This is a genomic window from Streptomyces sp. NPDC001222, from assembly GCF_042896945.1.
GTDB lineage: Bacteria > Actinomycetota > Actinomycetes > Streptomycetales > Streptomycetaceae > Streptomyces > Streptomyces gibsoniae.
Map to the genome: position 1 here is coordinate 12,315 of NZ_JBIAXT010000045.1, position 21,799 is coordinate 34,113.

20 protein-coding genes and 1 pseudogene are annotated in these 21,799 nt (G+C 69.8%); 11 read left to right on the forward strand and 10 right to left on the reverse strand.

The window, feature by feature from the left end; translation table 11 throughout:
• Position 1: 1 nt before the first annotated feature.
• Genes ACFY2Z_RS37110 through ACFY2Z_RS37130 form a run of 5 tightly spaced genes read right to left on the reverse strand, consistent with a single transcriptional unit; the run spans position 2 to position 6,632 of the window.
• Complete coding sequence (locus ACFY2Z_RS37110; protein WP_390748404.1) at positions 2-937, reverse strand: dihydrodipicolinate synthase family protein; 936 nt, start codon at positions 935-937, stop codon at positions 2-4.
• Positions 937-2,049, reverse strand: coding sequence for an oligopeptide/dipeptide ABC transporter ATP-binding protein (locus ACFY2Z_RS37115; RefSeq protein WP_390748405.1), 1,113 nt, complete (start codon positions 2,047-2,049; stop codon positions 937-939). The genes ACFY2Z_RS37110 and ACFY2Z_RS37115 overlap by 1 nt, the downstream gene beginning before the upstream one ends.
• A complete protein-coding gene (locus tag ACFY2Z_RS37120; RefSeq protein ID WP_390748406.1) occupies positions 2,046-4,025 on the reverse strand; it encodes a dipeptide/oligopeptide/nickel ABC transporter permease/ATP-binding protein in 1,980 nt (659 codons plus the stop codon). The genes ACFY2Z_RS37115 and ACFY2Z_RS37120 overlap by 4 nt, the downstream gene beginning before the upstream one ends.
• Entirely contained in the window at positions 4,022-4,984 is a 963-nt protein-coding gene (locus tag ACFY2Z_RS37125; RefSeq protein ID WP_390748407.1) for an ABC transporter permease, read from the reverse strand. Before ACFY2Z_RS37125 ends, ACFY2Z_RS37120 begins: the two co-directional genes overlap by 4 nt.
• Positions 4,985-5,003: 19 nt before the next feature.
• The gene (locus ACFY2Z_RS37130) at positions 5,004-6,632 is read right to left on the reverse strand and encodes an ABC transporter substrate-binding protein (protein WP_390748408.1); all 1,629 of its coding nucleotides are present in this window, start codon (positions 6,630-6,632) and stop codon (positions 5,004-5,006) included.
• A 238-nt stretch (positions 6,633-6,870) separates the two neighbouring features.
• On the opposite strand from ACFY2Z_RS37130, the gene ACFY2Z_RS37135 reads away from it, so the two are divergent.
• Both ACFY2Z_RS37135 and ACFY2Z_RS37140 read left to right on the forward strand, forming a co-directional pair.
• Positions 6,871-7,620 (forward strand): FadR/GntR family transcriptional regulator, encoded by a 750-nt coding sequence (locus tag ACFY2Z_RS37135; RefSeq protein ID WP_390748409.1) that lies wholly within the window; start codon positions 6,871-6,873, stop codon positions 7,618-7,620.
• 69 nt (positions 7,621-7,689) lie between these two features.
• A pseudogene (locus ACFY2Z_RS37140) lies at positions 7,690-8,122 on the forward strand (protein phosphatase).
• 54 nt (positions 8,123-8,176) lie between these two features.
• Here ACFY2Z_RS37140 and ACFY2Z_RS37145 read toward each other — a convergent pair.
• Positions 8,177-8,713 (reverse strand): GNAT family N-acetyltransferase, encoded by a 537-nt coding sequence (locus ACFY2Z_RS37145; RefSeq protein ID WP_388966561.1) that lies wholly within the window; start codon positions 8,711-8,713, stop codon positions 8,177-8,179.
• Between the two features lie 247 nt (positions 8,714-8,960).
• Here ACFY2Z_RS37145 and ACFY2Z_RS37150 point away from each other — a divergent pair, with 247 nt between their 5' ends.
• The 6 genes from ACFY2Z_RS37150 to ACFY2Z_RS37175 are packed head-to-tail and all read left to right on the forward strand — an operon-like array spanning position 8,961 to position 15,577.
• A complete protein-coding gene (locus ACFY2Z_RS37150) occupies positions 8,961-9,746 on the forward strand; it encodes an SCO2525 family SAM-dependent methyltransferase (protein WP_390748410.1) in 786 nt (261 codons plus the stop codon).
• Positions 9,747-9,795: 49 nt separating this feature from the next.
• Complete coding sequence (locus ACFY2Z_RS37155; RefSeq protein ID WP_390748411.1) at positions 9,796-11,637, forward strand: SCO2524 family protein; 1,842 nt, start codon at positions 9,796-9,798, stop codon at positions 11,635-11,637.
• 4 nt (positions 11,638-11,641) lie between these two features.
• Positions 11,642-12,556: an SCO2523 family variant P-loop protein gene (locus ACFY2Z_RS37160; RefSeq protein WP_390748412.1), complete on the forward strand. Its 915-nt coding sequence runs from the start codon at positions 11,642-11,644 to the stop codon at positions 12,554-12,556.
• Positions 12,553-13,536, forward strand: coding sequence for an SCO2522 family protein (locus ACFY2Z_RS37165; RefSeq protein WP_390748413.1), 984 nt, complete (start codon positions 12,553-12,555; stop codon positions 13,534-13,536). The genes ACFY2Z_RS37160 and ACFY2Z_RS37165 overlap by 4 nt, the downstream gene beginning before the upstream one ends.
• A 1-nt stretch (position 13,537) precedes the next feature.
• Entirely contained in the window at positions 13,538-14,503 is a 966-nt protein-coding gene (locus tag ACFY2Z_RS37170) for an SCO2521 family protein (protein WP_390748414.1), read from the forward strand.
• Positions 14,504-14,560: 57 nt separating this feature from the next.
• A complete protein-coding gene (locus ACFY2Z_RS37175; protein ID WP_355919031.1) occupies positions 14,561-15,577 on the forward strand; it encodes a DUF6879 family protein in 1,017 nt (338 codons plus the stop codon).
• A 44-nt stretch (positions 15,578-15,621) separates the two neighbouring features.
• Here ACFY2Z_RS37175 and ACFY2Z_RS37180 read toward each other — a convergent pair whose 3' ends face one another.
• Complete coding sequence (locus tag ACFY2Z_RS37180; protein WP_390748415.1) at positions 15,622-15,966, reverse strand: N-acetyltransferase; 345 nt, start codon at positions 15,964-15,966, stop codon at positions 15,622-15,624.
• A gap of 268 nt (positions 15,967-16,234) precedes the next feature.
• Positions 16,235-17,155 carry a helix-turn-helix domain-containing protein gene (locus tag ACFY2Z_RS37185; RefSeq protein ID WP_390748416.1) on the reverse strand — a complete coding sequence of 307 codons (921 nt, stop codon included), beginning with the start codon at positions 17,153-17,155 and terminating at the stop codon, positions 16,235-16,237.
• Positions 17,156-17,302: 147 nt separating this feature from the next.
• Between ACFY2Z_RS37185 and ACFY2Z_RS37190 the strand changes: the two genes are divergently transcribed.
• Genes ACFY2Z_RS37190 through ACFY2Z_RS37200 form a run of 3 tightly spaced genes read left to right on the forward strand, consistent with a single transcriptional unit; the run spans position 17,303 to position 19,627 of the window.
• On the forward strand, positions 17,303-17,590 hold the full coding sequence (locus ACFY2Z_RS37190; protein ID WP_390748417.1) for a hypothetical protein: 288 nt from the start codon (positions 17,303-17,305) through the stop codon (positions 17,588-17,590).
• Positions 17,529-18,692 carry an aminotransferase class I/II-fold pyridoxal phosphate-dependent enzyme gene (locus tag ACFY2Z_RS37195; protein ID WP_390748418.1) on the forward strand — a complete coding sequence of 388 codons (1,164 nt, stop codon included), beginning with the start codon at positions 17,529-17,531 and terminating at the stop codon, positions 18,690-18,692. Before ACFY2Z_RS37190 ends, ACFY2Z_RS37195 begins: the two co-directional genes overlap by 62 nt.
• On the forward strand, positions 18,689-19,627 hold the full coding sequence (locus ACFY2Z_RS37200; RefSeq protein WP_390748419.1) for a 2-hydroxyacid dehydrogenase: 939 nt from the start codon (positions 18,689-18,691) through the stop codon (positions 19,625-19,627). The genes ACFY2Z_RS37195 and ACFY2Z_RS37200 overlap by 4 nt, the downstream gene beginning before the upstream one ends.
• 160 nt (positions 19,628-19,787) lie before the next feature.
• Here the strand turns inward: ACFY2Z_RS37200 and ACFY2Z_RS37205 are convergent, their stop codons facing one another.
• Both ACFY2Z_RS37205 and ACFY2Z_RS37210 read right to left on the reverse strand, forming a co-directional pair.
• Positions 19,788-20,747, reverse strand: a complete 960-nt coding sequence (locus tag ACFY2Z_RS37205; RefSeq protein WP_390748420.1) for a TIGR01777 family oxidoreductase — start codon at positions 20,745-20,747, stop codon at positions 19,788-19,790.
• Positions 20,748-20,908: 161 nt separating this feature from the next.
• On the reverse strand, positions 20,909-21,616 hold the full coding sequence (locus ACFY2Z_RS37210) for a hypothetical protein (RefSeq protein ID WP_390748421.1): 708 nt from the start codon (positions 21,614-21,616) through the stop codon (positions 20,909-20,911).
• Positions 21,617-21,799: the final 183 nt, after the last annotated feature.

Genomic DNA, 21,799 nt, shown 5'->3' on the forward strand with positions numbered 1-21,799 from the left:
GCTACAGCAGCCCCGCCGCCGCCAGATACTTGCCCACCTGCTCCGTCTCCGCCTCCGACAGGGCCACCTGCGGTTCGGCCGTCGCCGGGCACGCGATCACGCCCCGCAGGAACAGGGCAGCCTTGAACGCGCCGAGGCCCGACGAACTGCCGCCCATCCGCGCCGGGTTCCCGGCGCCCGTCATGCCGAACAGCGCGCACAGCCGCTCCTGCTCCGCCCGCGCCGCGGCCCAGTCGCCCGCCCGGCACAGCCGGTCCAGGCGCACGTACCCCTCGGGGTCCACATTGGCCAGCCCCGGGACCGCCCCGTGCGCACCCAGGGCCAGCGCCGAGTCCACGACCAGCTCGGAACCCGTCAGCACGCTGAAGCTCCTGATCCCGGGATGCGTCCGGGCACCCGTCACCACCGCGCGGAAGGCGGCCAGATCGCCGCTGGAGTCCTTCAGGCCGGCCAGGGTTCCCTCCCCGGCCAGCTCCAGGACCAGCTCCGGGCTCAGCTTGGTGTGGACGGACACCGGGATGTCGTAGGCGAACACCGGCACGGGGGAGCGCTCGGCGACCAGGCGGTAGTGGCGGGCGACCTCCGTGGGATGCGTGCGGGTGTAGAAGGGCGCCGTCACCACCACCGCGTCCGCGCCCGCCGCGGCCGCGTACGCCACATGGTCCAGCACCCGGGGCGTGGTCATGTCGATCGCCCCGGCCAGCACCGGGACCCGGCCGGACACATGGGACACGACCGTCTCCACCACCAGCCGGCGCCGGCGGTCGGTCAGATACGCGGCCTCCGAGGACGACCCGAGCACGAACAGGGCGTCCACCCCGGCCGACAGCAGATGGTCCACGAGCCTGACGAGCGAGGGGACGTCCACCTCGCGGTCCGGTGTCAGGGGGGTGCAGACGGGCGGTACGACACCGGTCAGCGGGGTGGGCAGGGTCATCAGGGCTCCCGGGCGTGTTTCTGGTCGGGCAGTACGTGGTCCGGCGCCCCCTCGGCCATGGCGGTGGCCGGGGAGGGCCGTGCGGCCTGGCGCACGAGGTCGCGCGTCGGCTCGCCCTCCTCCACAGGATGGTGGCAGCGGAAGCGGTGACCGGCGGACGACGCGCCCGAGAAACCCGGCATCGCCTCGGCGCACGCCTCGTCCGCCTTCCAGCAGCGGGTACGGAACGGGCAGCCGCTCGGCGGCCGGGTGGCCGACGGCACCGGACCGGCCAGCGGGATCGGGTCGATCGGGTCCAGCAGGCCGGGCGTCGCGGAGAACAGGGCACGGGTGTACGGGTGCCGGGCGTGCTCGGTGACCCGCCCGGCCGGAGCCTCCTCGACGATCCGGCCCAGATACATGGTGATCACCCGGTCGCTCATCCGCCGTACCGTCTGGATGTCGTGCGAGACGAAGACGAGCGCCAGGCCCAGGCGTTCCCGCAGATCCAGCAGGAGGTTGAGGATCTGCGCACGGACCGACACGTCCAGCGCGCTCGTCGGCTCGTCGGCCACCACCAGCTCGGGGTCGAGGGCGAGGGCGCGGGCGATCGCCACGCGCTGCCGCTGACCGCCGGAGAGCTGCCCGGGCAGGGCGTCGGCGAGGGCCCGGGGCAGGCCCACGAGCGACATCAACTCCCTTACCCGCTCCTCCCGTTGTTGAGGCGTGCCGCGCCGGTGCACATCCAGCGGGTCGCGCAGGATCCGGCGCACGGTCAGCCGGCGGTTCAGCGCCGTCGAGGCGTCCTGGAAGACCATGCCGGTGCTCGCGCCGACCGAGGCCCGGCGTTCGGCGGGCGGCATCGACCACAGGTCGCGGCCCCGGAAGAGCACCGTGCCCGACGTCGGCCGCTCCACGCCCACCAGCACCTTCGCCAGCGTCGACTTGCCGCATCCCGACTCGCCGACCACACCGACCGTCTCACCGGGCGCCACGGCCAGTTCGGCGCCGGTCAGGGCGTACACCCGGTCGCGGGTGAACAGGCCGCCGCTGCGCGCCTTGTGGACGACATGGGCGTCGGAGAGTTCCACGATCGCGCCAGGGGCACCCGAGGGTTCGACGGTCCCACTCATGTCACGGCCTCGCTCTCCTCCGTCGTCACCAGATCGACCGCCGGGTGGTGGCAGGCCGCCGTGTGCGTCCGGGTGCCCGTGAGGCCGGGCGCCGTGGTCCGGCACACCTCGCTCGCCCGTGGGCAGCGGTCCGCGAAGCGGCAGCCGGCCGGGAAGTCGGCGGGGGCGGGGACGACCCCCTTGATCTGCGTCATCCGCTCGGCGGCCGACTCCAGTGACAGCACACTGCCGAGCAGCCCCCGTGTGTAGTGGTGGGCGGGCGCCTCCACCAGGTCGGCGGTCACCCCGGTCTCCACGATCTGCCCGCCGTACATCACCACCACCCGGTCCGTGACGTCCGCCACCAGCGCCAGGTCGTGCGAGACGAGGATCAGCGCGAACCCCAGTTCCGCCCGCAGCCCGAGCAGCAGCTCGATGATCTGCGCCTGAACGGTCACGTCCAGCGCGGTCGTCGGCTCGTCCGCGATGATCAGCCCGGGGTCGCGGGAGAGCGCCAGAGCGATCAGGACCCGCTGCCGCTGACCGCCGGAGAGTTCGTGCGGATAGCTGCGCAGGGTGCGTTCGGGGTCCAGGCCGACCATCGTCAGCAGTTCGGCGGGGCTCCGGCGGCCGCCGCGCCGTACGACCTGTTTCAGCTGCGCCCGGATCGTCATCGCCGGGTTCAGGGAGGACAGCGCGTCCTGGTAGACCATCGCCATCTCATGGCCGAGCAGTCTGCGCCGTACGCGCATCCGCTCGGCCAGCAGATCCCGCCGGCCGAACCGGACCTGGCCCCGCACCCGGGCCCCCTTCGGCTGGAGCCCCATCACCGTGAGCGCGGTCAGCGACTTCCCGCACCCCGACTCGCCGACCAGCCCGAGGACCTCCCCGGGGTGCACCTCGAAGCTGATGCCGTCCACGATGTCCACGCCCGCGTGCCGGCCGGGGAAGCCGACGGCGAGGTTCTCCACCGCGAGCACGGGCGGCCCGCCCGGCAGGGGGCGGGCCCGCGAGCGCAGCCGCCGCGCCGCCTCGGCCAGCCCCGGCAGCGCCACCACCTCGCCGCTGCCGGGCTGTGGCGTCTGGAGCCGGTCGCCCTCGTCCCGCGCCTCGACGGCCCGGGCCGCGGGCGCCGCCCACGCGTCCGAGACGCCCTCGGACAGGATGTTCAGCGACAGGACGGTGACCAGCATCAGCAGGCCCGGGAAGACCGTGGCCCACCAGCCGCCGGTCAGCACCATGTTCTTGCCGTCCGCGATCACGCTGCCCCACGAGGGGTCCGGGGGCCGTACGCCCGCCCCGATGAAGGACAGCGACGCCTCGAACACGATGGCCTCGGCGACCTGCACCGTGCAGAAGACCAGCACGGGCGCGGCGCAGTTGATCGCCACGTGCCGCAGCACGATATGGGGAGTCCGTGCGCCGATCACGCGTTCGGCGGTGACATAGTCCTCGCCGTACTGGTCCAGCACGTTCGCCCGGACGACCCTGGCGACGGGCGGGGTGAACAGGAACGCGATCGCGCAGATCAGCACGGTGATGCCGCCGCCGAAGACGGAGATGAGGACGGCCGCGAGCGCGATGCCGGGGAACGCCATCACGACGTCCAGACAGCGCATCAGCGTCTCGTCGACGGCCTTGCGCGAGGTCGCCGCGACCGCGCCGAGCAGCGCCCCCGCCACCAGAGCCAGCGCGGTCGCCCCGAGCCCGATCGCGAGCGACCAGCGGGCCCCGTACATCAGCCGGCTGAGGATGTCCCGGCCGAGGCTGTCCTGGCCCATCCAGTGGCCGGCCGAGGGGTGCCCGGTGCCGTCGACCGGCTCCTGCTGGTCGAGCGGGTCGTGCGGGGCGATGACCGGCGCGAGCAGCGCCACCAGCACGACGACCGCCAGAAAACAGACCGCGGCCTTCGACAGCGGCGGCAGCCGGCGCCGGCCGCGCAGCCGGACACCGGGACGGGACAGGGCCCGGGCGAGGCCGCTGCGTGTGGTGATCATCGGGCCGCATCCCTCAGTCGCGGGTTGACCAGCAGATACAGGATGTCGATGACGAGGTTGACGACCACGAAACCGGTCGCCGTGGTCAGGACGACACCCTGGACGACGGCCGGGTCGCCGTTCTTGACGGCGTCGATCATCAGCTTGCCCATGCCGGGCAGCGAGAAGATGGTCTCGATGACGACCGCCCCGCCCAGCAGATAGCCGACCCGCAGGCCCAGCACCGTCAGCGGGTTCATGAGCGCGTTGCGCAGCACGTTCCGGCCGACCACCACCCGCGGCGGCAGCCCGCCGCCGATCGCCGTGCGCACATAGTCCTTGTCCAGCTCCTCCACCACGGCCGTGCGCACGATCCGGGTCAGCTGTGCCGCCACCGGCAGCGACAGCGCGAGCGCGGGCAGGGTCATCGTCCGCAGCCACCCGGTGAAGGAGTCCGCCGGGTTGATGTAGCCGCCGGCCGGGAACCAGCCCCGGTCGACCGCCAGATACTGGATCATCAGCAGCGCCAGCCAGAAACCGGGGGCGGCGACCCCGGTCAGGGACACCACCCGGATGATCTGGTCCGGCAGCCGGTCCCGGTGGATGGCGGCCGTCACCCCGCCCACGAGGGCGAGCACCACCGCGACACCCAGCCCGAGAAAGGTGAGCTGAAGGGTGAGCGGGAGCGCCGTGGTGACCTGGTCGACCACCGGCGCCCGGGTCAGGGCGCTGGTACCCATGTCGCCGTGGAGCAGATCGCCCACGAAGTGGACGTAGCGCACCGGCAGCGGGTCGAGCAGCCCGTTGCGCTCCCGGAAGTCGTGCAGCTGCTGCGGTGTCGGGTTGGCGCCCTGGAAGAACGCGGACGCCGGGTCGACGTCCGAGAACCGCATCACGAGGAACACGAACAGCACGATGCCGAGCATCAGCGGAACGAGCAGCAGGACGCGGCGGACCAGGATCCTGGCGACGGCGACCATGGACCAACTCCTGACGTGACTAGACCCACTTGGCCTGGAGAAGGTTGATGCCCGGGTAGGGCTGCGCCCTTATCCCGGTGAGTTCCCTGGGGTTCCAGGCGGTCATCAGCTCGTTGTGGACGACCGGGTAGAGCACGGCCTGCTCGGCGACGACGTCGATGTAGTCCTGGATCATCGCCGTCCTCCGTGCCGGGTCGGACTCCCGGGTCGCGCGGTCCATGTCCGTGAAGAGCTTCCTGGCGACGGGGTTGTCGGCCCAGCGGGCGTAGCCCATCCACAGGTTCTGCGGGCCGTAGTTGTAGTGCATGATCAGGTCGGCGTCGAGGCCGAACTGGTTGGGGTTCGAGGCGGCGGCGACGACCTGGTAGTCCTGCTTCTGGTCCATCTTGGTGAAGACCGCCGTGGTCTCCTGCGGCGACAGCGTGGTCTGCACACCGATCGCGTCCCAGGAGGCCTTGATGGTGGGCAGGCAGTCGACGATCCAGCTCACGTTCACCGCGAGGACGTCGATCCTCAGCCCGCTGACCCCGGCCTCCTTCAGCAGCGCCTTCGCCTTGTCGGGGTCGTGGTCGTAGACCGTCTTCGCCCGTCGGTAGGCGGGGTTGCCCTCGTTGAGGAAGGAGGACGACGGCTTCCCGTGCCCCTTCAGGGCCACCTCCACCATCTTGCCGGTGTCGATGGCGTAGTGGAGGGCCTGCCGGACCCGGACGTCGTCGAAGGGTTTGTGCCTGGTGTTGAACATCAGGAACAGGTTGTTCATCCCGGCTCCGCCCCGGACCGTCATCCCGCTCGCGGTGAGCTGCCGGATGTTGGCGTACGGGATGTTGTCCGCGATCTGCGCCCCCGCGTCCGCGCCGGAGATCCGCGCGACGCGCGGCGCGGCGTCGACGATCGTCAGCCAGTTCATCTTCTTGAACGCCGCCTTGCGCGGCCCGTTGTAGCCGGCGAACGCCTCGAAGGTCGTGTTGGACTTCGGGTGGTGCGCGGTCTGCCGGTACGGTCCCGAGCCCACCGCCAGCCCCTTGATCGCGTCGTCCCAGGCGCCGGGCCGGGAGAACACGTGCCTGGGCATGACCTTCGCCAGCGTCAGCCGCGAGAGTCCGTCCGGGAAGGGGAACTTGAGCACCAGCTCGACGGTCCGCGCGTCGACCTTGCGGACCTCGCTCAGCCAGCTCGCGAAGAATCCCTTGGCCAGGGTCTGGGTCCTGGGGTCCAGGATCCGGTCGAAGACGAACACCACGTCGTCGGCCGTGACCGGCTGACCGTCGTGGAACTTCGCGCCCTCCCGCAGGGTGAACCTCCACGAGGTGCTGCCGGTGTCCTTCGGCACCTCGGTCGCGAGCGCCGCGTACGGCTCCCGCGTGATGGGGTCGGTGTCGAGCAGACCCTCGTAGATGTGGTTGTTGGCGGCCATGCAGAAGGCCGAGGCGGTCTGGGTGGGATCCCAGCTGCCGTCGTTGCCGTAGCCGATGACCGCCGTCAGCGTCCGGTTCCTGCCGTCCTCGCTGCCGGTGTCGTTGGTGGACTGCGGGCCCGAGGAGCAGGCGGCCAGCGACGAGGACAGGGCGGCGGCCGCACCCAGCGCGCCGGTGTACTTCAGGAACGCCCGGCGGTCCGGCGCCGGTACGTCGGGAATCACGTCGCGCACGGTTCCTCCAGCAAATGGTGGTCCGGATGAGGGCTGCGGGGCGGGGCTCGAGGATGGGGAGATACGACGTCCTACGTCATGGCGGCAGCGTGACCATAGGTGGGGCCGTGGGGGCGGTCAAGGGAAGACACACGAATGGCCGAACCGTCACAGGTGCGACCAATGAAGGCTTGAAATGTGGGTAGTTGGCGTATTCATACCCTCCGAGGGCGGGACGCCCGAGAGGCACGCGCGTACGATGCGGCGCATGTCCGATGCCTCCGGGAACCGACGCAGGACCGAGCGGCGCGTCAGCAGCCGGATCCAGCGCGAGGTCATGCAGCTCATCCTCGATCGCAAACTCCGGCCCGGTGCGCCGCTGCCCACGGAGTCGGAGCTGATGGAGGACCTCGGGGTGAGTCGCAACTCGGTGCGGGAGGCGCTCAAGGCCCTTCAGGCACTGGACATCGTGGAGATCCGGCACGGCTACGGGACCTATGTCGGGCAGGCGTCGCTGACCCCGTTCGTCGACGGTCTCACCTTCCGCACGCTCACCCGGCCCGACGAGGAGATGGACGCCCTGAACGAGATCCTCCAGGTCCGTGAGGTGCTGGAGGAGGGGCTGATCAGACGGGTCGCCATGACGCTCTCCGAACCGGAGCTGGACCGTCTGGAGGCGGTGGTGTCCCGGATGGAGGCGGCGGGCCGGGAGGATCGGCCCTTCGCCGAACTCGACCGCGAGTTCCACGAGTTGCTCTACGGCTCGCTGGGCAACGCGCTGGTGCCGCAGCTGCTGAGCGCGTTCTGGACGGTGTTCCGGCGGGTCGCCCGGGTCCGGGACTGGCCGGACGGCACGACCCCGCAGCTCACGGCGCGCCGCCACCGCGACATCGTCACGGCCCTGCGGGCCCGGGACGTCGAGGGCGCGGAGCGGGCGATGGCGGACCACTTCCGGGGCATCGAGGACCGCACGGCCCGGGAGTACGGCGAACCGTCCGGCGGTTTCTGAACACCGCCGCGGCCCGTCCGTGGGCGAGAACGGTGCGCCCGCGCCCCGGCGCCGCCCGATACTCGGGGGATGGAGGACAGCGGTGGGTGGGAGCCGGACGCGCCCGGAGTGCTGCGGCTGCCGTCAGGCCGGCTCGTGCGCGGGCGGGGGCTGCGGCGACCGCTGCCCGAGGGCCCGCCGCCCGCCTACGGGGTGTACCTCCTCGGCCGACGCCCCCCGGACATGCCCTGGGTGTACGACTGGCTGTACTGGCCCGACTTCCGGCTGCCCGGCAGCCGTATCGAGGCACGACGGCTGTTCGCCGAGGCCTGGACCCGGTCCCGGACCGACCGCGTCGAGATCGCCCGCGGCGGCGGCCGTGGCCGAACCGGCACGGCACTGGCGGGCCGTGCTGGACGGTGTGCCGCCCCGCGAGGCCGTGGCGTTCGTACGCACCCACTACCACCGGCATGCCGTGGAGACCCCCTGGCAGCGGCGCTGTGTGCAGCGCTTCACCGGCTGAGAGCCTCGACCGAGACGGGCGCCCGGCTCGCGACGCGGCCCCCTCGCCCGCCGGTCAGAGGCTCAGGCCTAGCACGAGGCGGTGCTCGCCCGGTCCGAAGTAGTTTCTGCGGAGCCCGCCCTCCGCTGTCGCGGGGGCGAAGCCGGAGGACTTGTAGAGGGCGATCGCCGCCGCGTTGGTGGGGTCGACGGTCAGTCTGACCTCCCGTATGCCGTCGTTGCGCAGCCGCCCCAGGATCTCCAGCATCAGCCGCCGCCCCAGGCCCTCCCCGCGGCGTGCCCGGGCGACGCCCAGTCCCAGCACCCAGCCGAGCCCGGAGTCGTCCCCGGTGCCGGCCAGGACATAGCCCTGGAGGGCCTCGCCGTCGTCCAGGACCAGGAGATGGTCCGCGTACATGTCGAACAGCTGGCGGAGCATGAAGTACGGGTAGGCCACCTCCTGGAAGACCTCCCGGTCGAGGCGGTGCAGCTCCGGCAGATCCGCCTCGGTGACCCCTCTCATCCGTACCGGCCGCTGCCGGGCGGGACGGAACACCTGGCCGGTGAGCGACGCGAAAGGATCTCCTGAGTGTTCCGCTGGATAAGCGGCCATGCCACCCCCTGGTCAAAGGACAGGGCGCACCGGCCCCATATGGGTGAATAAGACTCGGATGGCGCACACCCCGCCGTCAGGGTTGCTTTCGACAGGGTTCGGACCAGCATCACCCGTCAGTGTCCGGCCGCTCAAGGAGGGTTCAGGACCAAGAGCCGATTCTTCGTGATCCCGTGGTCCCGGCACGGGTTCGAGGCATCGAGGCAAAGGGGATCCGTGCCGTCACACCCGTTGGTACCGTGAGTCAATGGACCTGGAAGCCCCGCCGAGGGCACCTAAACTCAACGCTGATGCCCCGTGGGACGCATTCGACCCTCACGCGTACATCGATCGCAATTACCGTGAGCTGCTCGACGTGGACGCGGAGATCATCGCGTATGTACGCGATCACTTCGGCGATCATTTCCACAAGCGTTTCGAACGGCCGGTTCTCGGTATTGACGTCGGTGCAGGTGCCAACCTCTATCCCGCGCTGTGCATGCTCCCGTGGTGCAAGGAGATCACCCAGCTGGAGCTTTCGAGTGCGAACGTGGAGTATCTGAGGGACCAGCGGGTCAACTTCGGTACGGGGTGGGAGAGTTTCTGGCAGGTGCTGCGCAAGGATCCCGCCTACGAAGAGATCCACGAAAACCGGAGGCCGCGATTCACGGACACGGTCCGCGTCGAACCCGGCAACCTGTTCGATCTGGTGCGTCGCCCCGCGCACTGGGCCATCGGAACGATGTTCTTCGTCGCCGAGTCGATGTCCGACTCCCACGCCGAGTTCCGCAGCGCTGTCGCGTGTTTCCTGCGGGCCCTGGCGCCCGGCGCTCCCTTCGCAGCCGCGTTCATGGCCGGCTCCACGGGGTATGACGTGGGCGACGAGTATTACCCGGCGTGCGATGTCGACGAGGCGCAGGTGCACGAGGCCCTGAGGCCATTTGCCGAAAACCCCAGGGTTCTCAGACTGAACAAGCCGACGGACATGGTGCGCCCGGGACACGAGGGAATGATCCTGGCCCTCGGCCACCGGAATTCCACCGTTCATTTCTGACCGGGCGCACGGAATACAGGGCAGCGCGACCTGTGTGAGGGGCATGGGGATGCAGATCAAGCCACGTCAGCACCTGCTGGACATCTGGCAGGCCATGGCCCGCCACTCGTTCGACGGCGGCAAGTGGTCCTGGGGGGAGTGGGGCGGTCTCAGCAGTGTCGCGGACGCCGAACGGCTGCTGTGCCTCATGTACCCCGCCACCGAGATCCCCGCCTTCCGTCTCGACGAGCCCGACACCACCCAGACGGACGTGGAGAAGGCGCTGCGGCGGGTGGGCGGGCGCACCGAGATCCCCGCCGCTCTCGTGGCGGTCCTCGACCAGTTCATGCGCACGCACACCGGCCCGGACGCCACCCCCACCTTCGCCGGCGGCTACTACTTCACCTCCCAGGACCCCAAACAGGAGGTCACCCGGGAGCAGCGCGAGATGGGCGTGGTCGACTCCTTCTCCATGTCGGTCACGCTGTGCCTGGCCACGCTCGGCTTCCTCAAGGTCTACGAGGACCGCACCTCCCGCGGCGACATGCGGAACGCCATCGCGCAGCTGAGGGAGGCGACCAGCACCCGGCTGACCGCCGCGATGGTCAGCCTGCTGCGCTCCTTCACCGTCAACGTCTTCGACGCCGACTCCGGCCAGGGACAGCGACTTCGCCGGCTGGTCGGCCAGGGACAGCTGTCGGAGCGTGCCGTGCTCCAGCAGTTCCAGCGCAGATTCAAACCGCTGCGCGCCACGATCACGGAGAGCTTCGTCCTCGGTGTCGACGTCGAGGAACGCCTCAAGGACGACAACCAGCTCTTCGAGTGCGGCTGGGCCTGGAGCCTGGTCAAGGACGCACCCAAGGTGGAGACCAGCGACCCGATCGGCACCCAGCCGGACGGCGCCGCCGACGCGGTGCCCTATCTCTACTTCACCGTGGTCGCCCTCGACGGTATCCAGGACCTGTTCTCCGACCGCACCCTCACCCTCGGCCTGCTCAACCCCGAACAGCAGAAGCTCGCCGAGGCGCTGCGGCTGCGCTGGGAGATCACCCAGCAGTACTGGTCGGGCATCGCCCGCTTCGACCCCGAGCGCTGGCCGCTGGAGGACCTGCCCTGGCGCACCACCGGCCAGTTGCTGGAGTCCGAGTACTTCTCGCTCTCCGTGGCCGCCATCCTGGTCCACGACCTGGTACGCCGCAGGGCCACCGACGAGGACCTCACCCGCACCGTCACGGTCATGGAACGCCTGGCCGAACGCGGCCGCATCACCAGCCGGATGACCCGCGACGACCCGAACGTACGGCTCCACAACCCCGGCGTCACCCTGCCCCTGCAGGGCAGCGAGGACGCGGGCGGCCCGGCCCTGCAGTGGACCATGACCGACTTCTCGGCCCAGCTGCTCAAGCGCACCATCCAGCTCAGCGAGCTCTCCCGCAACATCACCGCCCAGGACCGCCTGCTCCGGCTCGCCGAGGAGATCTTCGGCCATCTGTGGCAACGCCGCATCCAGGAGGGCGAGGGCATCGGGCTCTGGGACAACGTCCGTGCCGTGTACCCCGGTTCACCCGAGGGCCCGGGGCAGGTGTCCTGGAGCGTCACCGAGCGGGTCACCGAGTGCATGGTGGCCGCCCGCAAGCTGTATGTGCAGCGGCCGATCCGCAGCGCCGAACTGGCCGTCCTGGCCCGGGCGTTGCTCAGCGAGTCCACCCATCTGTTCGGCTACGAGCAGATGGAACCCACCCTCGCCCTCGACGGCGAACGCTCGAAGTCACTGCGGAGCATAGAGATCAGGCTGCGGCGGGCACGACGGATCCTCGACGAACAGCCCGGCACGGCCTGTGCCCTGACCCTGTCCGTGCTCGGTGAACTCGACGTCCTGGCCCAGGCCCGGGACGCGGCCCGGGAGGTGTGACACCGTGCTCGTCTTCGCCGCCTCCGACAAGGGAGGCACGGGCCGCTCCGTGACCAGCGCGAACCTCGCCTACCAACGCGCGCTCGCCGGTGACGACGTGTGCTACGTCGACTTCGACTTCGGCTCGCCCACGGCCGCCGCCGTCTTCGACGTCCCCGGAGAGCTGGGCATCGACCAGGGCGGTCTGCACACCTATCTGGAGGCCGGCACGGTCGAACCCGCCCGCGTCGACATCTGGGCCCACACCCTGCACCCGGTGCTGCGCAACCGGCCCAACGGCTCCGGCCGGCTGGTCCTGCTGCCGGGCGACGCGAGCGGCGGAGAGTTCGCCACCGACCAGGACACCCTGCGCCGCTGTGTCGATCTGCTGCTGCGCCTCAACAGCGAGTTCGACGTCATCATCGTGGACCTCAGCGCCGGACGCAGCTACGCCATGGACATGGTGCTGGAGGCGACGGCACAGCCCGAACTGCGCGGCGTCCAGGCCCGCTGGCTGGTCTTCCACCGCTGGACCCGGCAGCACGTGCTCGCGGCGTCGGGACTGGTCTTCGGCGAACACGGCATCCTCAACGGTGCGGCGGCCGGCCTCCACGACAAGGAGGCGCTGCGCCGGTCGATCCGCTTCGTGCGGGCCGCGGTGCCCGACCCCGAGTCCGCGCTGTGGTCCCAGGTGTCGCCCGCCCAGTCCGTCTGGATGCAGCGGTGCGACGACCATCTGCGGCACCTCGCCTCCGACCGGAAGATCGGGGACAGCGTCGTCCTCGGGACCATTCCGCTGGAACCCGTCCTGCAATGGCGTGAGCAGCTGATCACCGAGGAGGACGTGCTGTCCACCCAGATCGCCAACAAGGAGACGCTGGAGGCGCTGGAACAGCTCGCCCGCAAACTGACCGACGACGCCCACTGGGAGGTGTCGTGACGGAGTCCAGGTTCCGGGAGACCACCGCCGAGCCGCTCACTCGCTCCCTGGCCCTGTCCCATCTCTCCCTGGAGCTGGGGCATCTGTACATGGAGGACTTCGAGGGCGGTCCCGCGCGGCTGCGGCAGCACTTCGAGCGAGTGAGGCCCTGGGCGGACGCGGCCCGCGCCGACGCCGCCGCGCGTGCCGCGGCAGCGGCAACCGGCCGCAGGGGCGGTTCCCGACCCCGTATCAGCACCTGCTTCCTCATCGACGACTACTTCACGCGCTTCTCCACCCCCGCCGAGGTCGTGCCGGTTCTGCTCGACGAGGCCGAACGCGCGGGGCTGGTCATCGACTACCTGGCCAGGGAGTCCGGCTGTGCCGTGGCGGACAAGGTGCCGCTCGCGGAATCGGTCGCCGGCCGGCTGGTCGAGTCCCCGCCGCCCGGCAGCTACGGCCTGCGCCCGCCCGTCGGCCAGACCGGCTGGCTCGCCAACGGGGTGCGCACCCCCGCCCAGCGCGCCCAGGCGATGAAGCGGTCCGGAGCCTGGCAGCCTCCCCAGGAGACCGCCGCCCACCGGCACTCCGTGTTCCTGGACGTCGAACTGTGGGACGACCAGGACGGGCACCGCACCTGGTCCTGCCCCTTCCTCGCCGCGGTCTGGCAGCTGACCCGCCTCGGCCTGCTGCGCAACGAGGGCGAACCCGTGTTCGTCCCGCGCGCCCACACCTCGGGCGGCTTCCCCACCGAGTGGGACCAGCTGGCGCCACTGCTCCAGCTCAACCCCTCCGCCGCCCCCTTCAACGCCTACCGCACCTGCTCCGTGCTGCCGTCACGGTTCCTCCCCGTCGAACACGCCGTGCGCGTCATCCTCGACCAGACCGAGGTGGACGCGGGCGCGCTGCGGAAGGTCGCGTCGCGCTCGGCGGACGAGGGCGTCGCGGTGCCCGACTCCGTGGCGGACCGGGTCTCCTACGTCTTCTACCCGGGGTGGTGACATGGGGATCCCGGGACAGGCGAGGTCCACGACACTCGCCTGCGGCGAAGTGCGCACGTGTCTGCTGCCGACGTCCCAGGCACTGGATCTCCGGGCGTCCGGCCATGTGCTGCGGCTGAGGGCCGACGAACGCGTCCTCGTCTCCGAACGCCCCAACCTGTACGCCCTCTCACCGGACACCCTCGTGGGCGTCGACTGCCCGCTGCCCGCCGCGGGCGGCGCCAAGGTGCGCGCCGTCGGCACGGTGGTCGCCCGGGCGGCGCTCACCGAGGGCCGGGTCCTGCAGGCCGGCTCGTCCTTCAGCGTCCCCGTGACGGGACCCGACCAGCGGCAGCCGTGGGGCTACTACCTGGTGCGCCCGGGGGTGGTGGAACCCCTCGGGAAGCTGCCCGCGCAGGCGGTCGCCGACGGGATCCTCAAGGGCGGCCGGCCCGGGGAACTCGACCCGGGCCTGATCGCCGAGGGGCTGCTGACCAGGCTGCTGCGGCACCCGCTGCTGGACCAGAAGAGCCCGTTCAAGAGCCGCCGTACCCGGCTGCGCTGGGCGGCCCTGCCCGTCCCGGACGGCCAGGCCCCCTTCATCCACTTCACGGTCGTCGACGACGAGCTGCGCACGGCGCGGCTCGGGATCCCCGAGGACACCGAGCCGACCGCCGTCGTACGGCTGTGTGAGGACCTCGCGCTGCACGACTGGCTGCTCACCACGCTCGTACGGATGCTCGACGGCAGCCGTTTCGGGTCGACGGACGGGCCCCTGGCCGTCCTGGCACTGCGCCCCGCCGTCGACCATCTGCTGCATCTGTGGATGCCCCGGGCCCGGCTGGACTGGGCGCTGTCCGCGCTGTGGGAGGCGCTGGAGGAGGAGCCGGGATTCAGCCGCCAGTGGCAGGCACTGGTGCAACGCATCCGGGACCAGCTGGCCCTCCAGGCCATCCCGCTGCTCAGGGAGGCACTCACCGCACGCTGAGCGACCGCGAGCCGCTTCGGCCCGCGTTCCTGAAGGATCCGACGGGGGAGGAAAGGAATGACCGCTACGCAAGGTACGACCAACACGCCACGGCCGGAGGGCCTGCGCGTACCACCGCTCCTGCTGAAGACGCTCGTCACCGTGGTGGTGTCGATCATCGCCTACGTCCTCACCAACGCGCTCAACCAGAAGCAGGACGAGGTCTGGAAGCTGACGATCTCCATCGTGATCGGTGGATCCGCGCTGATCATCCAGTACATGGTCGACTTCGAGCGACGGCTGGAGGCGATGGAGAACGGACAGCGCACCCGCATCCGGGAGATGAAGGACAGCCTGTCGGAGCACCACCGCGAGGTGCACGGGCATCTCAGCGATCACCGCCGGGAGATGACGGACCTGGTCGACGACCGCTTCGCCCGTATCAGCGAGGCGACGGAACTCTTCAGCCAGGTGGACCGTTCGGTACTGCGCTCCGACGGGGTGACCAAGCTCGCCCGCAGCGCCACCAAGGCGGGACTGCTGAACAACGAGCTGGTGAAGACCTTCGCCAGCGAGGAGATCGACCGGCTCGCCCAGTTGCTGGAGAACCTGAGCAACAACATCGCCGACTGCCTGGGGGAGAACCAGGACTGGCTCATCGACCTCACCCGGTGCATCAAGAAGACCCTCGACGCCACCAGCACCTCCGTCGACCGGGACTTCTGGAACAGCGAGCCCGCCAGCCGCTATCTGGAGGCGCAGAGCGACGCGATCCTGCGCGGGGTGAAGATCAGGCGGCTGTTCATCGTCGACACCGAGCAGGAGATCGACGGCAAGCTGACGGAACTGTGCGAGAGCCAGCGTTCACTGGGCATCGACGCCCGTGTGGTGGCCCTGTCCCAGCTGCCGCACCGGGTGCAGCTGGGTACGCACAGCGACTTCATCATCTTCGACAACGAACTCACCTACGAGATCGACCAGGACACGAAGAAGGTCAATGCCAAGACCACCCTCAACGCCCGGGCCGCTCTCGTCGAACACCGGATGAAGCGCTTCAACCGGCTGTGGGAGGCCACCCAGGACCTCTCCGCCTGATCGAGGCGGTCCGGTGCTCCCCTCGCGGACCGGGAGACGAGCCGTCAGCGGGCGGCGAGGTCGTGCTCCTTGGTCCGCGGGGAGTAGCTGAAGTCATGGAACGGCCAGCTCTGCCGCAGCCATGCGCTGACCAGCTCGTACAGCGGCTCGTCCAGTGCGGCGTGATCCTCGCGCACCCATGAGCGGACGGTGGCGTGGCCCGGCCGGCCGGCCGGATAGATGTAGACGCAGCCGATGACGTCGTCGCCGATCAGAACGGAGTAGGTGAAGCCGACACGGTGCTCGAAGTCCTCGCGGTGTCTGCGCAGATCCCGCAGGTTCTCCTCGGGCGACATCGGCACGGGCCAGCCGTACCGTTCGAAGCCCGGGGTCCGCTGAATGTGATCCATGCTCGACGTCCAGGCCCGGTAGTCACGGTCATTGTGCTCCGGGCCGAGCGGAACCAAATGGAAGGTCGCATCCCTGAAACCACGGGGGACGGTGAAGTCGGCCGGTACGAATGAGGCACCGGAATCTCCGGCGCGGCCGTTCCCGTCGTGCACGGTGTTCCTCGGCTCTTCTGCTGCCTGACTCATCTGGTGTCCACTCAGTCCACGTCGACCTGGGCCTTCCTGAGCGCGTCACTATACCAACACCGACGTGTGTGGTCTGCGTGACTCATATGGGTTTCGCGGCCGACCAGTCCCGGCTGAATTGACGAAGCGTCGACCGCAGGTAGACGGGCTCTATGGTCACCCCGCCCTGGGCGTCGGGACGCTCGATCGACAAATAGGCCCAGATACCCTCGGATGAGATGTTGTCCTGGTGCCGTTCCCACAGGATGGGCTCCTGGCGTTTGATCAGGGGGAGATCCAGGTCGAGGATGCAGACGGAACTGACCAGTTCCTGGGACAGCCAGCGGAACTGCAGATTCTCGCGTGACAGCTCGACGGGTACTCCACTGTGGGTGACGAGTTCCCGGAATTTCTCGACCGACGGCCGCCAGGAGTCGCCCTCTCCGTAGAGCAGATACTGATACGGACGGCCCAGCTTCAGATTGTGGATCACCACATCCATGAACGCGCCCGGTTCCCCCTCGTTGACATCGGACTGGAACAGCCGCGTCATGATGCGCATGCCGCGCACACACGCCTCCATACCGATCGCCTCGGCGTCCGTCACAAAGCCGACCGGGCCCTGGTTCTCACCCTGTTCGATGAGCGCCCGGGCCGTTTCGTCGATCTTCGCCTGCAGCCGGCGGCTGATCCGCGTGACCATGTCCAGATGGCGCCCGCTCGCGTCACTGGCCTCCACGACCGCCCTGCGGATCTGCGCCCGCACACCGGCCGGGTCGTCCTCCGCCTGAGCCCGGGGGCGCTCGCCGAACACCAGATAGTCCAGGCTGACATTGAAGTGGTCGGCGATACGCACGAGAGTCTCGAAGCTGGGCCTGATCCGGCCGTTGAGATAGTGGGAGATCGTCGCCTCGTTCACGCCGAGCGCGCGCGCCAACTTTTTTCTGCCTCCGGATATCGCCGGGCTGTCGAGAAGATCCCGCAGAACTGTCTCGAACTCAACGTGACGCTGGCTTGAGACCATGATCGCTACCTCAGCGCAACCGGTGAACGCGATGACCGCGCCCGGGAGTTACCCAGACTATCGGCCGCTGCTCCGTCGGTACAGACGGCCGTTGCCGCACCGTGCCGGTCTCCGTATCGTGGAGGAAACGGGGGAGGAGGAGCGGCCATGACAGTCGCGAAGTTCCGGTTGTTCAGGTCGCGGAAAAGGCGGCGTCAAATCGTCACCGGAACACTAGCTCTCGGCCTGTCCACGGTACTCATCGCACGTCCGGATCTCTGGCAATTCCTCACCGCGGCCCTCGTGGTGCACGATCTGCTCATTCGGCTGCACGGCACCGAGAAGGACGACAGCGGACAAGAACCGGTGGCTGTTGAGAACGGAGGGGGAACCCATGACGCAACCGACCCGGCTGCCGAATCTGACTCAGTACGAGCGGATCGCATTCGATCGTGAAGTCAATCTCGCCGACGGTCACGCCCATCAACGCGGGGACGCGGCACAACGTGAGATCACCCGGCGCCTGCCGGACCTCTATGAGAAAAGCGAACTGAGCCGGCAGCAGGACGTCGAGGACGTCTTCAAGGAGACGTTCTACCGGCTGGCCGGGCAGCACTCCGCGATCCGCCACCCACATGCGCTGCTGTGCTACTCCGCCTCCCTCTCGATCGACCTGGTCGGGGCCTTCCTCGCGAACGCGGGAATCAGGGCGGGCCTGTTGCAGCCGTGCTTCGACAACCTGGCCGCCCTCCTCGTACGCCGCGGCGTCGCGCTCACCCCCGTCTCCGAGGAGTCGGTGACCGGACCGCATCTGGCCCGGCTGCTGGCGGGGGCCGACGCGCCCGGGGCGCTCTTCCTCACGCTGCCCAACAACCCCACCGGCTTCACCCTGGACGCCGCGGACTTCCGGCGGGTCGTCGACGTCTGCGCCGCCACCGGCACCCTGCTGGTGATCGACTGGACGTTCCGCTTCTTCGGCCGGGGCGAACTCTGGGACCAGTACGCGGTGCTGGACCGCTCCGGGGTGAGCTACCTCTGCATCGAGGACACCGGCAAGACCTGGCCCACCCTCGACGTCAAGTGCAGCATCCTCGCAACGAGCGCCGACGTCCACGAGGGCCTCGTGGAACTCCACAACGACGTGCTGCTGAACGTCAGTCCGTTCGTCCTCACCTTCCTCACCGCGTATCTCGACGACTCGGCGCGGCGCGGTCTGGACGCCTCGGTGCGCCGGCTGATCCGGATCAACCGCCGGGCCCTCCACCGGGCCCTCGACGGCTCCGTGCTGGAGCCCGGCGCAGCGGAACGCACCATCAGCGTCGAGTGGATCCGTATCGCGGCCGAGTCGCCGAGCAGCCTGGAGGTCGTCGAACTGCTCGGTGGCCTCGGCATAGCCGTGGTCCCCGGCGACCACTTCTACTGGCACGACCGCGACCTCGGGTCCCGCTACATCCGCATCGCCCTCGCCCGCGACCCCGTCCTGTTCGCCAGGGCCTGCGCGGGTCTGCGCGACGCGGTGCGGACACTGCCGCAGCTACGGGGGAGTGATGTCCCATGAAGATCGTCTACCTTGACGAGCCGACCTATCTGCCCGAGTGGTGGCGGGCCAGGTTCGCCACGCTCGGAGACTTCGAGGTCTTCACCGACCGCCCGGAGCCCGAGACCGCCCTGCGCCGGCTGTGCGAGGCCGACCTCGCCGTCGTGGAATGGACACAGTTGCCCGCCGGCCTGCTGAGCAGGATCACCCGGCTGCGCTATCTGACGATGGTCTCCACGAGTTTCGACGGGGTGGACCTCGATGCCGCCGCCCGTGCCGGGCTCACCGTCGCGCACTGCCCGACGTACTCCCGGCAGGCCGTCGCCGAGCATGTCTTCGCCTCGCTGCTGGCCCTGATCCGCCGGCTGCTCGCCGCGGACCGGGCGACACGGGCCGGAGCCAGCCATCTGTACCGGCCGTTCCTCGGGCTGGAACTGCACGGCAGGACCCTCGGGCTCGTGGGCACCGGCCGTATCGCCACGGCCGTCGCCCGGATCGCGGCCGGGTTCGGGCTGGAGGTGATCGGCGCCAACCGTACGGGCCGCGCGGCGCCCGGCATCACCGTGCTGCCGCTCGACGAGGTGCTGCGTCGCAGCGACGTCCTCTCGCTGCACGCCCCCCTGAACGCAACCACGCGCGGACTGCTGAACGCCGAGCGCCTCGGCACACTCAAGCCCTCCGCCGTTCTCGTCAACACCTGCCGGGGCGCGCTCCTCGACCAGGCCGCGCTCGTCCGGATGCTCACCACCGGGCGGCTGGCGGGCGCCGCCCTGGACGACATGACCTCGCAGGACGCCGAGCTGCTGCGCACGCTGGACAACGTGATCCTCACCCCGGGCACCGCCTGGTACACGGACACGGCCCGGTCGGACAACCTCCAGGAGGTGTACGACAACCTCGCGAGCTATCTCGCCGGCTGCCCGCGCAACGTACTCACCGGACCGGGCGTGCGGTGACGTCCGGGGACAGAACGCGGGGGGCATGGCGGTCATGGCGTCGCAGGTGGGCCGGCGCCGCTGTGCCCGAATGAGGCATCACTCGGACATCTCAGACAAGTTGCGGGTCCGGGTGCCGGGCGGGGAGCAAGGCTGCGTCAGCGCGAAGCTGCTGTTCACGTCATGCTCGCACGCGGCTGCCGCGCCCGCGTACGCGGTGGACGAGGTCGGCGGCGGCTTCCGGCCAGTGCGGGTGGTCGAAGGTGAAGCCCGCTTCGAGTAGGCGGCCGGGGACGACACGGCGGCTCTTGAGCAGCAGTTCGGTGTCGGTGCGCAGCGCCAAGGCGCCGAGTTCGGCCATCCACTTCGTCGCGGGCAGGCCCACCGGGACACCCCAGGCGGTGCGCATCGAGCGCATGAGCATGCGCTGCGCCACCGGGGCGGGCGCGGCGAGGTTCACCGGTCCGTCGATGTCGTCCCGGTCGACCAGGAACTCCACCGCCCGGACGAAGTCATGGTCGTGGATCCACGACACGTACTGGGCACCGCCCGCCACCGGTCCGCCTAGACCGAGTCGCGTCAGCCACAGCAGGACATCGAAGACGCCCCCTCGGTCGGGGCTCATCACCATCGCGGAGCGCAGGGCGACCTTGCGGGTGCCCGGGGTGTCGGCCTTCTCCTGCTCCCGCTCCCAGGCCTTGGCGATGTCGATGCTGAAGGCCCAGTAGCCCGGAACGCCGGGTTCGGCTCCTCCGATGACACCGGTCTTCTCGTCGTTGGGTGCGTCGAAGCGGTGGGCGTAGATCGTGGCCGTGCTCATCTGCAGCCAGACGCGGGGCGGCCGGGCAGCCGCGGCGATCGCCTCGCCCACGGCTCGGGCGGAGTCCACGCGCGAGTCCATCATGGCCTGCAGATTGTCGGCGGTGTAGCGACAGCTGACGCTACGGCCGGCCAGGTTCACCACGACGTCACTGCCGTCGAGTGCCTCGGCCCACGGACCCAGGGTCTTTCCGTCCCACGGGACTTCACCCGGGCGCGCCGGTCGCCTGCTCAGCACCACGACCTGGTGCCCGGCGGCGGTCAACGCGCGATTCAGGATCGTACCGACCTGCCCGGTTCCTCCGGGTATCACGATCTTCATCAGACCTCTCCCCCTCAGTGGAGGGGCCGAGTCTAGCCCAGTTTTGAACGTGTTCAAAATGATGGGCTGGTGTAGGCGCCGGGGGTCGGCTGCTGCCGGCCGGGGGTTGTGGTCCGCCATCTCCCGCAGGAACTCGGCTTCGGCTCGGGCATGAAGCTGGGTCAGTGCGCGCGTTCGCCGCACCCCGCCGGAAACAGGACGGCGCCGGGCGGCAGTTCGCCTGGACGCCTTCCCGTCACCCGCAGGCACGCTTCAAGAGAGCCCTCCACGAGGGCGTATTCGAGGGCAACCTCGTCCAGCACGGTGGTCTCACCGGCGAGGTGCAGTTCCACGGCGTGCACACCGCCCGGGAAACAGCCTGCCAGGGCCCCGAAGGCTGTCGTGTCGTCGCCGTCGGCGACGCACTCTCGGATCTCGAAGCGCCAGTGCTCGGCCGCATCGGCAAGCAGCGCCCTGCCCCGCCTGCCCAGTCCGGTGAGGAGGGCTGTGCGGGCTCGCAGATGATGGGCGATGGCGCAGCAGATCGGGACCGCTGTGCCGTAGGGCGTCGTCACCCGCGTGTACTCGGCGTGGGGATAGGACGTCAGGGCCTCATCGAGCAGCCCCAACGCGGTGTCGCGTGCCGCCGGGTGACCCTGCTGGGCGATGTCCAGGAGTAGAGGGGTCGCGACCGCAGCCGCCGGGAACACCGCGGCGCTGTGGTCATGGACAATTCCGCCGCCGCCGAGCAGCGAGCCGGCCTCGGCCGCCTCCACCGGGTTCGCCGCACCAGCCAGGGCGCGCAGCCCACGGGCGGCACGAGCCGGTTCATACCAGTCGGGATGGCCCGGCACGGCGCCCCAGTCCACCGCATCGACCGCATCGAACACGACAGCATCCTCGCACCTGTCAGTTCATGGCGGCTTACGTAATCGGGGGCAGGGCGCACCCGCACGCAGGTCCCCGTACCCGGGAACGGCCCCCGTGCTCGGTGATTGGCAGTTCTGTTCCAGCTGTGGGGAGAGAAAGCCCCGGAATCCCGGGCCGCCCGCGGTACAGATACTCCGATCATC

Excerpts from the sequence above, each read along its gene's own strand:
- ACFY2Z_RS37150 (WP_390748410.1), top strand. The coding sequence starts at position 8,961 with ATGGACCTGGAAGCCCCGCCGAGGGCACCTAAACTCAACGCTGATGCC.
- ACFY2Z_RS37145 (WP_388966561.1), bottom strand. The coding sequence starts at position 8,713 with ATGGCCGCTTATCCAGCGGAACACTCAGGAGATCCTTTCGCGTCGCTC.
- ACFY2Z_RS37120 (WP_390748406.1), bottom strand. The coding sequence starts at position 4,025 with ATGATCACCACACGCAGCGGCCTCGCCCGGGCCCTGTCCCGTCCCGGT.
- ACFY2Z_RS37115 (WP_390748405.1), bottom strand. The coding sequence starts at position 2,049 with ATGAGTGGGACCGTCGAACCCTCGGGTGCCCCTGGCGCGATCGTGGAA.
- ACFY2Z_RS37170 (WP_390748414.1), top strand. The coding sequence starts at position 13,538 with ATGGGGATCCCGGGACAGGCGAGGTCCACGACACTCGCCTGCGGCGAA.
- ACFY2Z_RS37125 (WP_390748407.1), bottom strand. The coding sequence starts at position 4,984 with ATGGTCGCCGTCGCCAGGATCCTGGTCCGCCGCGTCCTGCTGCTCGTT.
- ACFY2Z_RS37205 (WP_390748420.1), bottom strand. The coding sequence starts at position 20,747 with ATGAAGATCGTGATACCCGGAGGAACCGGGCAGGTCGGTACGATCCTG.
- ACFY2Z_RS37195 (WP_390748418.1), top strand. The coding sequence starts at position 17,529 with ATGACGCAACCGACCCGGCTGCCGAATCTGACTCAGTACGAGCGGATC.
- ACFY2Z_RS37180 (WP_390748415.1), bottom strand. The coding sequence starts at position 15,966 with ATGGATCACATTCAGCGGACCCCGGGCTTCGAACGGTACGGCTGGCCC.
- ACFY2Z_RS37110 (WP_390748404.1), bottom strand. The coding sequence starts at position 937 with ATGACCCTGCCCACCCCGCTGACCGGTGTCGTACCGCCCGTCTGCACC.
- ACFY2Z_RS37155 (WP_390748411.1), top strand. The coding sequence starts at position 9,796 with ATGCAGATCAAGCCACGTCAGCACCTGCTGGACATCTGGCAGGCCATG.
- ACFY2Z_RS37135 (WP_390748409.1), top strand. The coding sequence starts at position 6,871 with ATGCGGCGCATGTCCGATGCCTCCGGGAACCGACGCAGGACCGAGCGG.
- ACFY2Z_RS37190 (WP_390748417.1), top strand. The coding sequence starts at position 17,303 with ATGACAGTCGCGAAGTTCCGGTTGTTCAGGTCGCGGAAAAGGCGGCGT.
- ACFY2Z_RS37175 (WP_355919031.1), top strand. The coding sequence starts at position 14,561 with ATGACCGCTACGCAAGGTACGACCAACACGCCACGGCCGGAGGGCCTG.
- ACFY2Z_RS37200 (WP_390748419.1), top strand. The coding sequence starts at position 18,689 with ATGAAGATCGTCTACCTTGACGAGCCGACCTATCTGCCCGAGTGGTGG.
- ACFY2Z_RS37185 (WP_390748416.1), bottom strand. The coding sequence starts at position 17,155 with ATGGTCTCAAGCCAGCGTCACGTTGAGTTCGAGACAGTTCTGCGGGAT.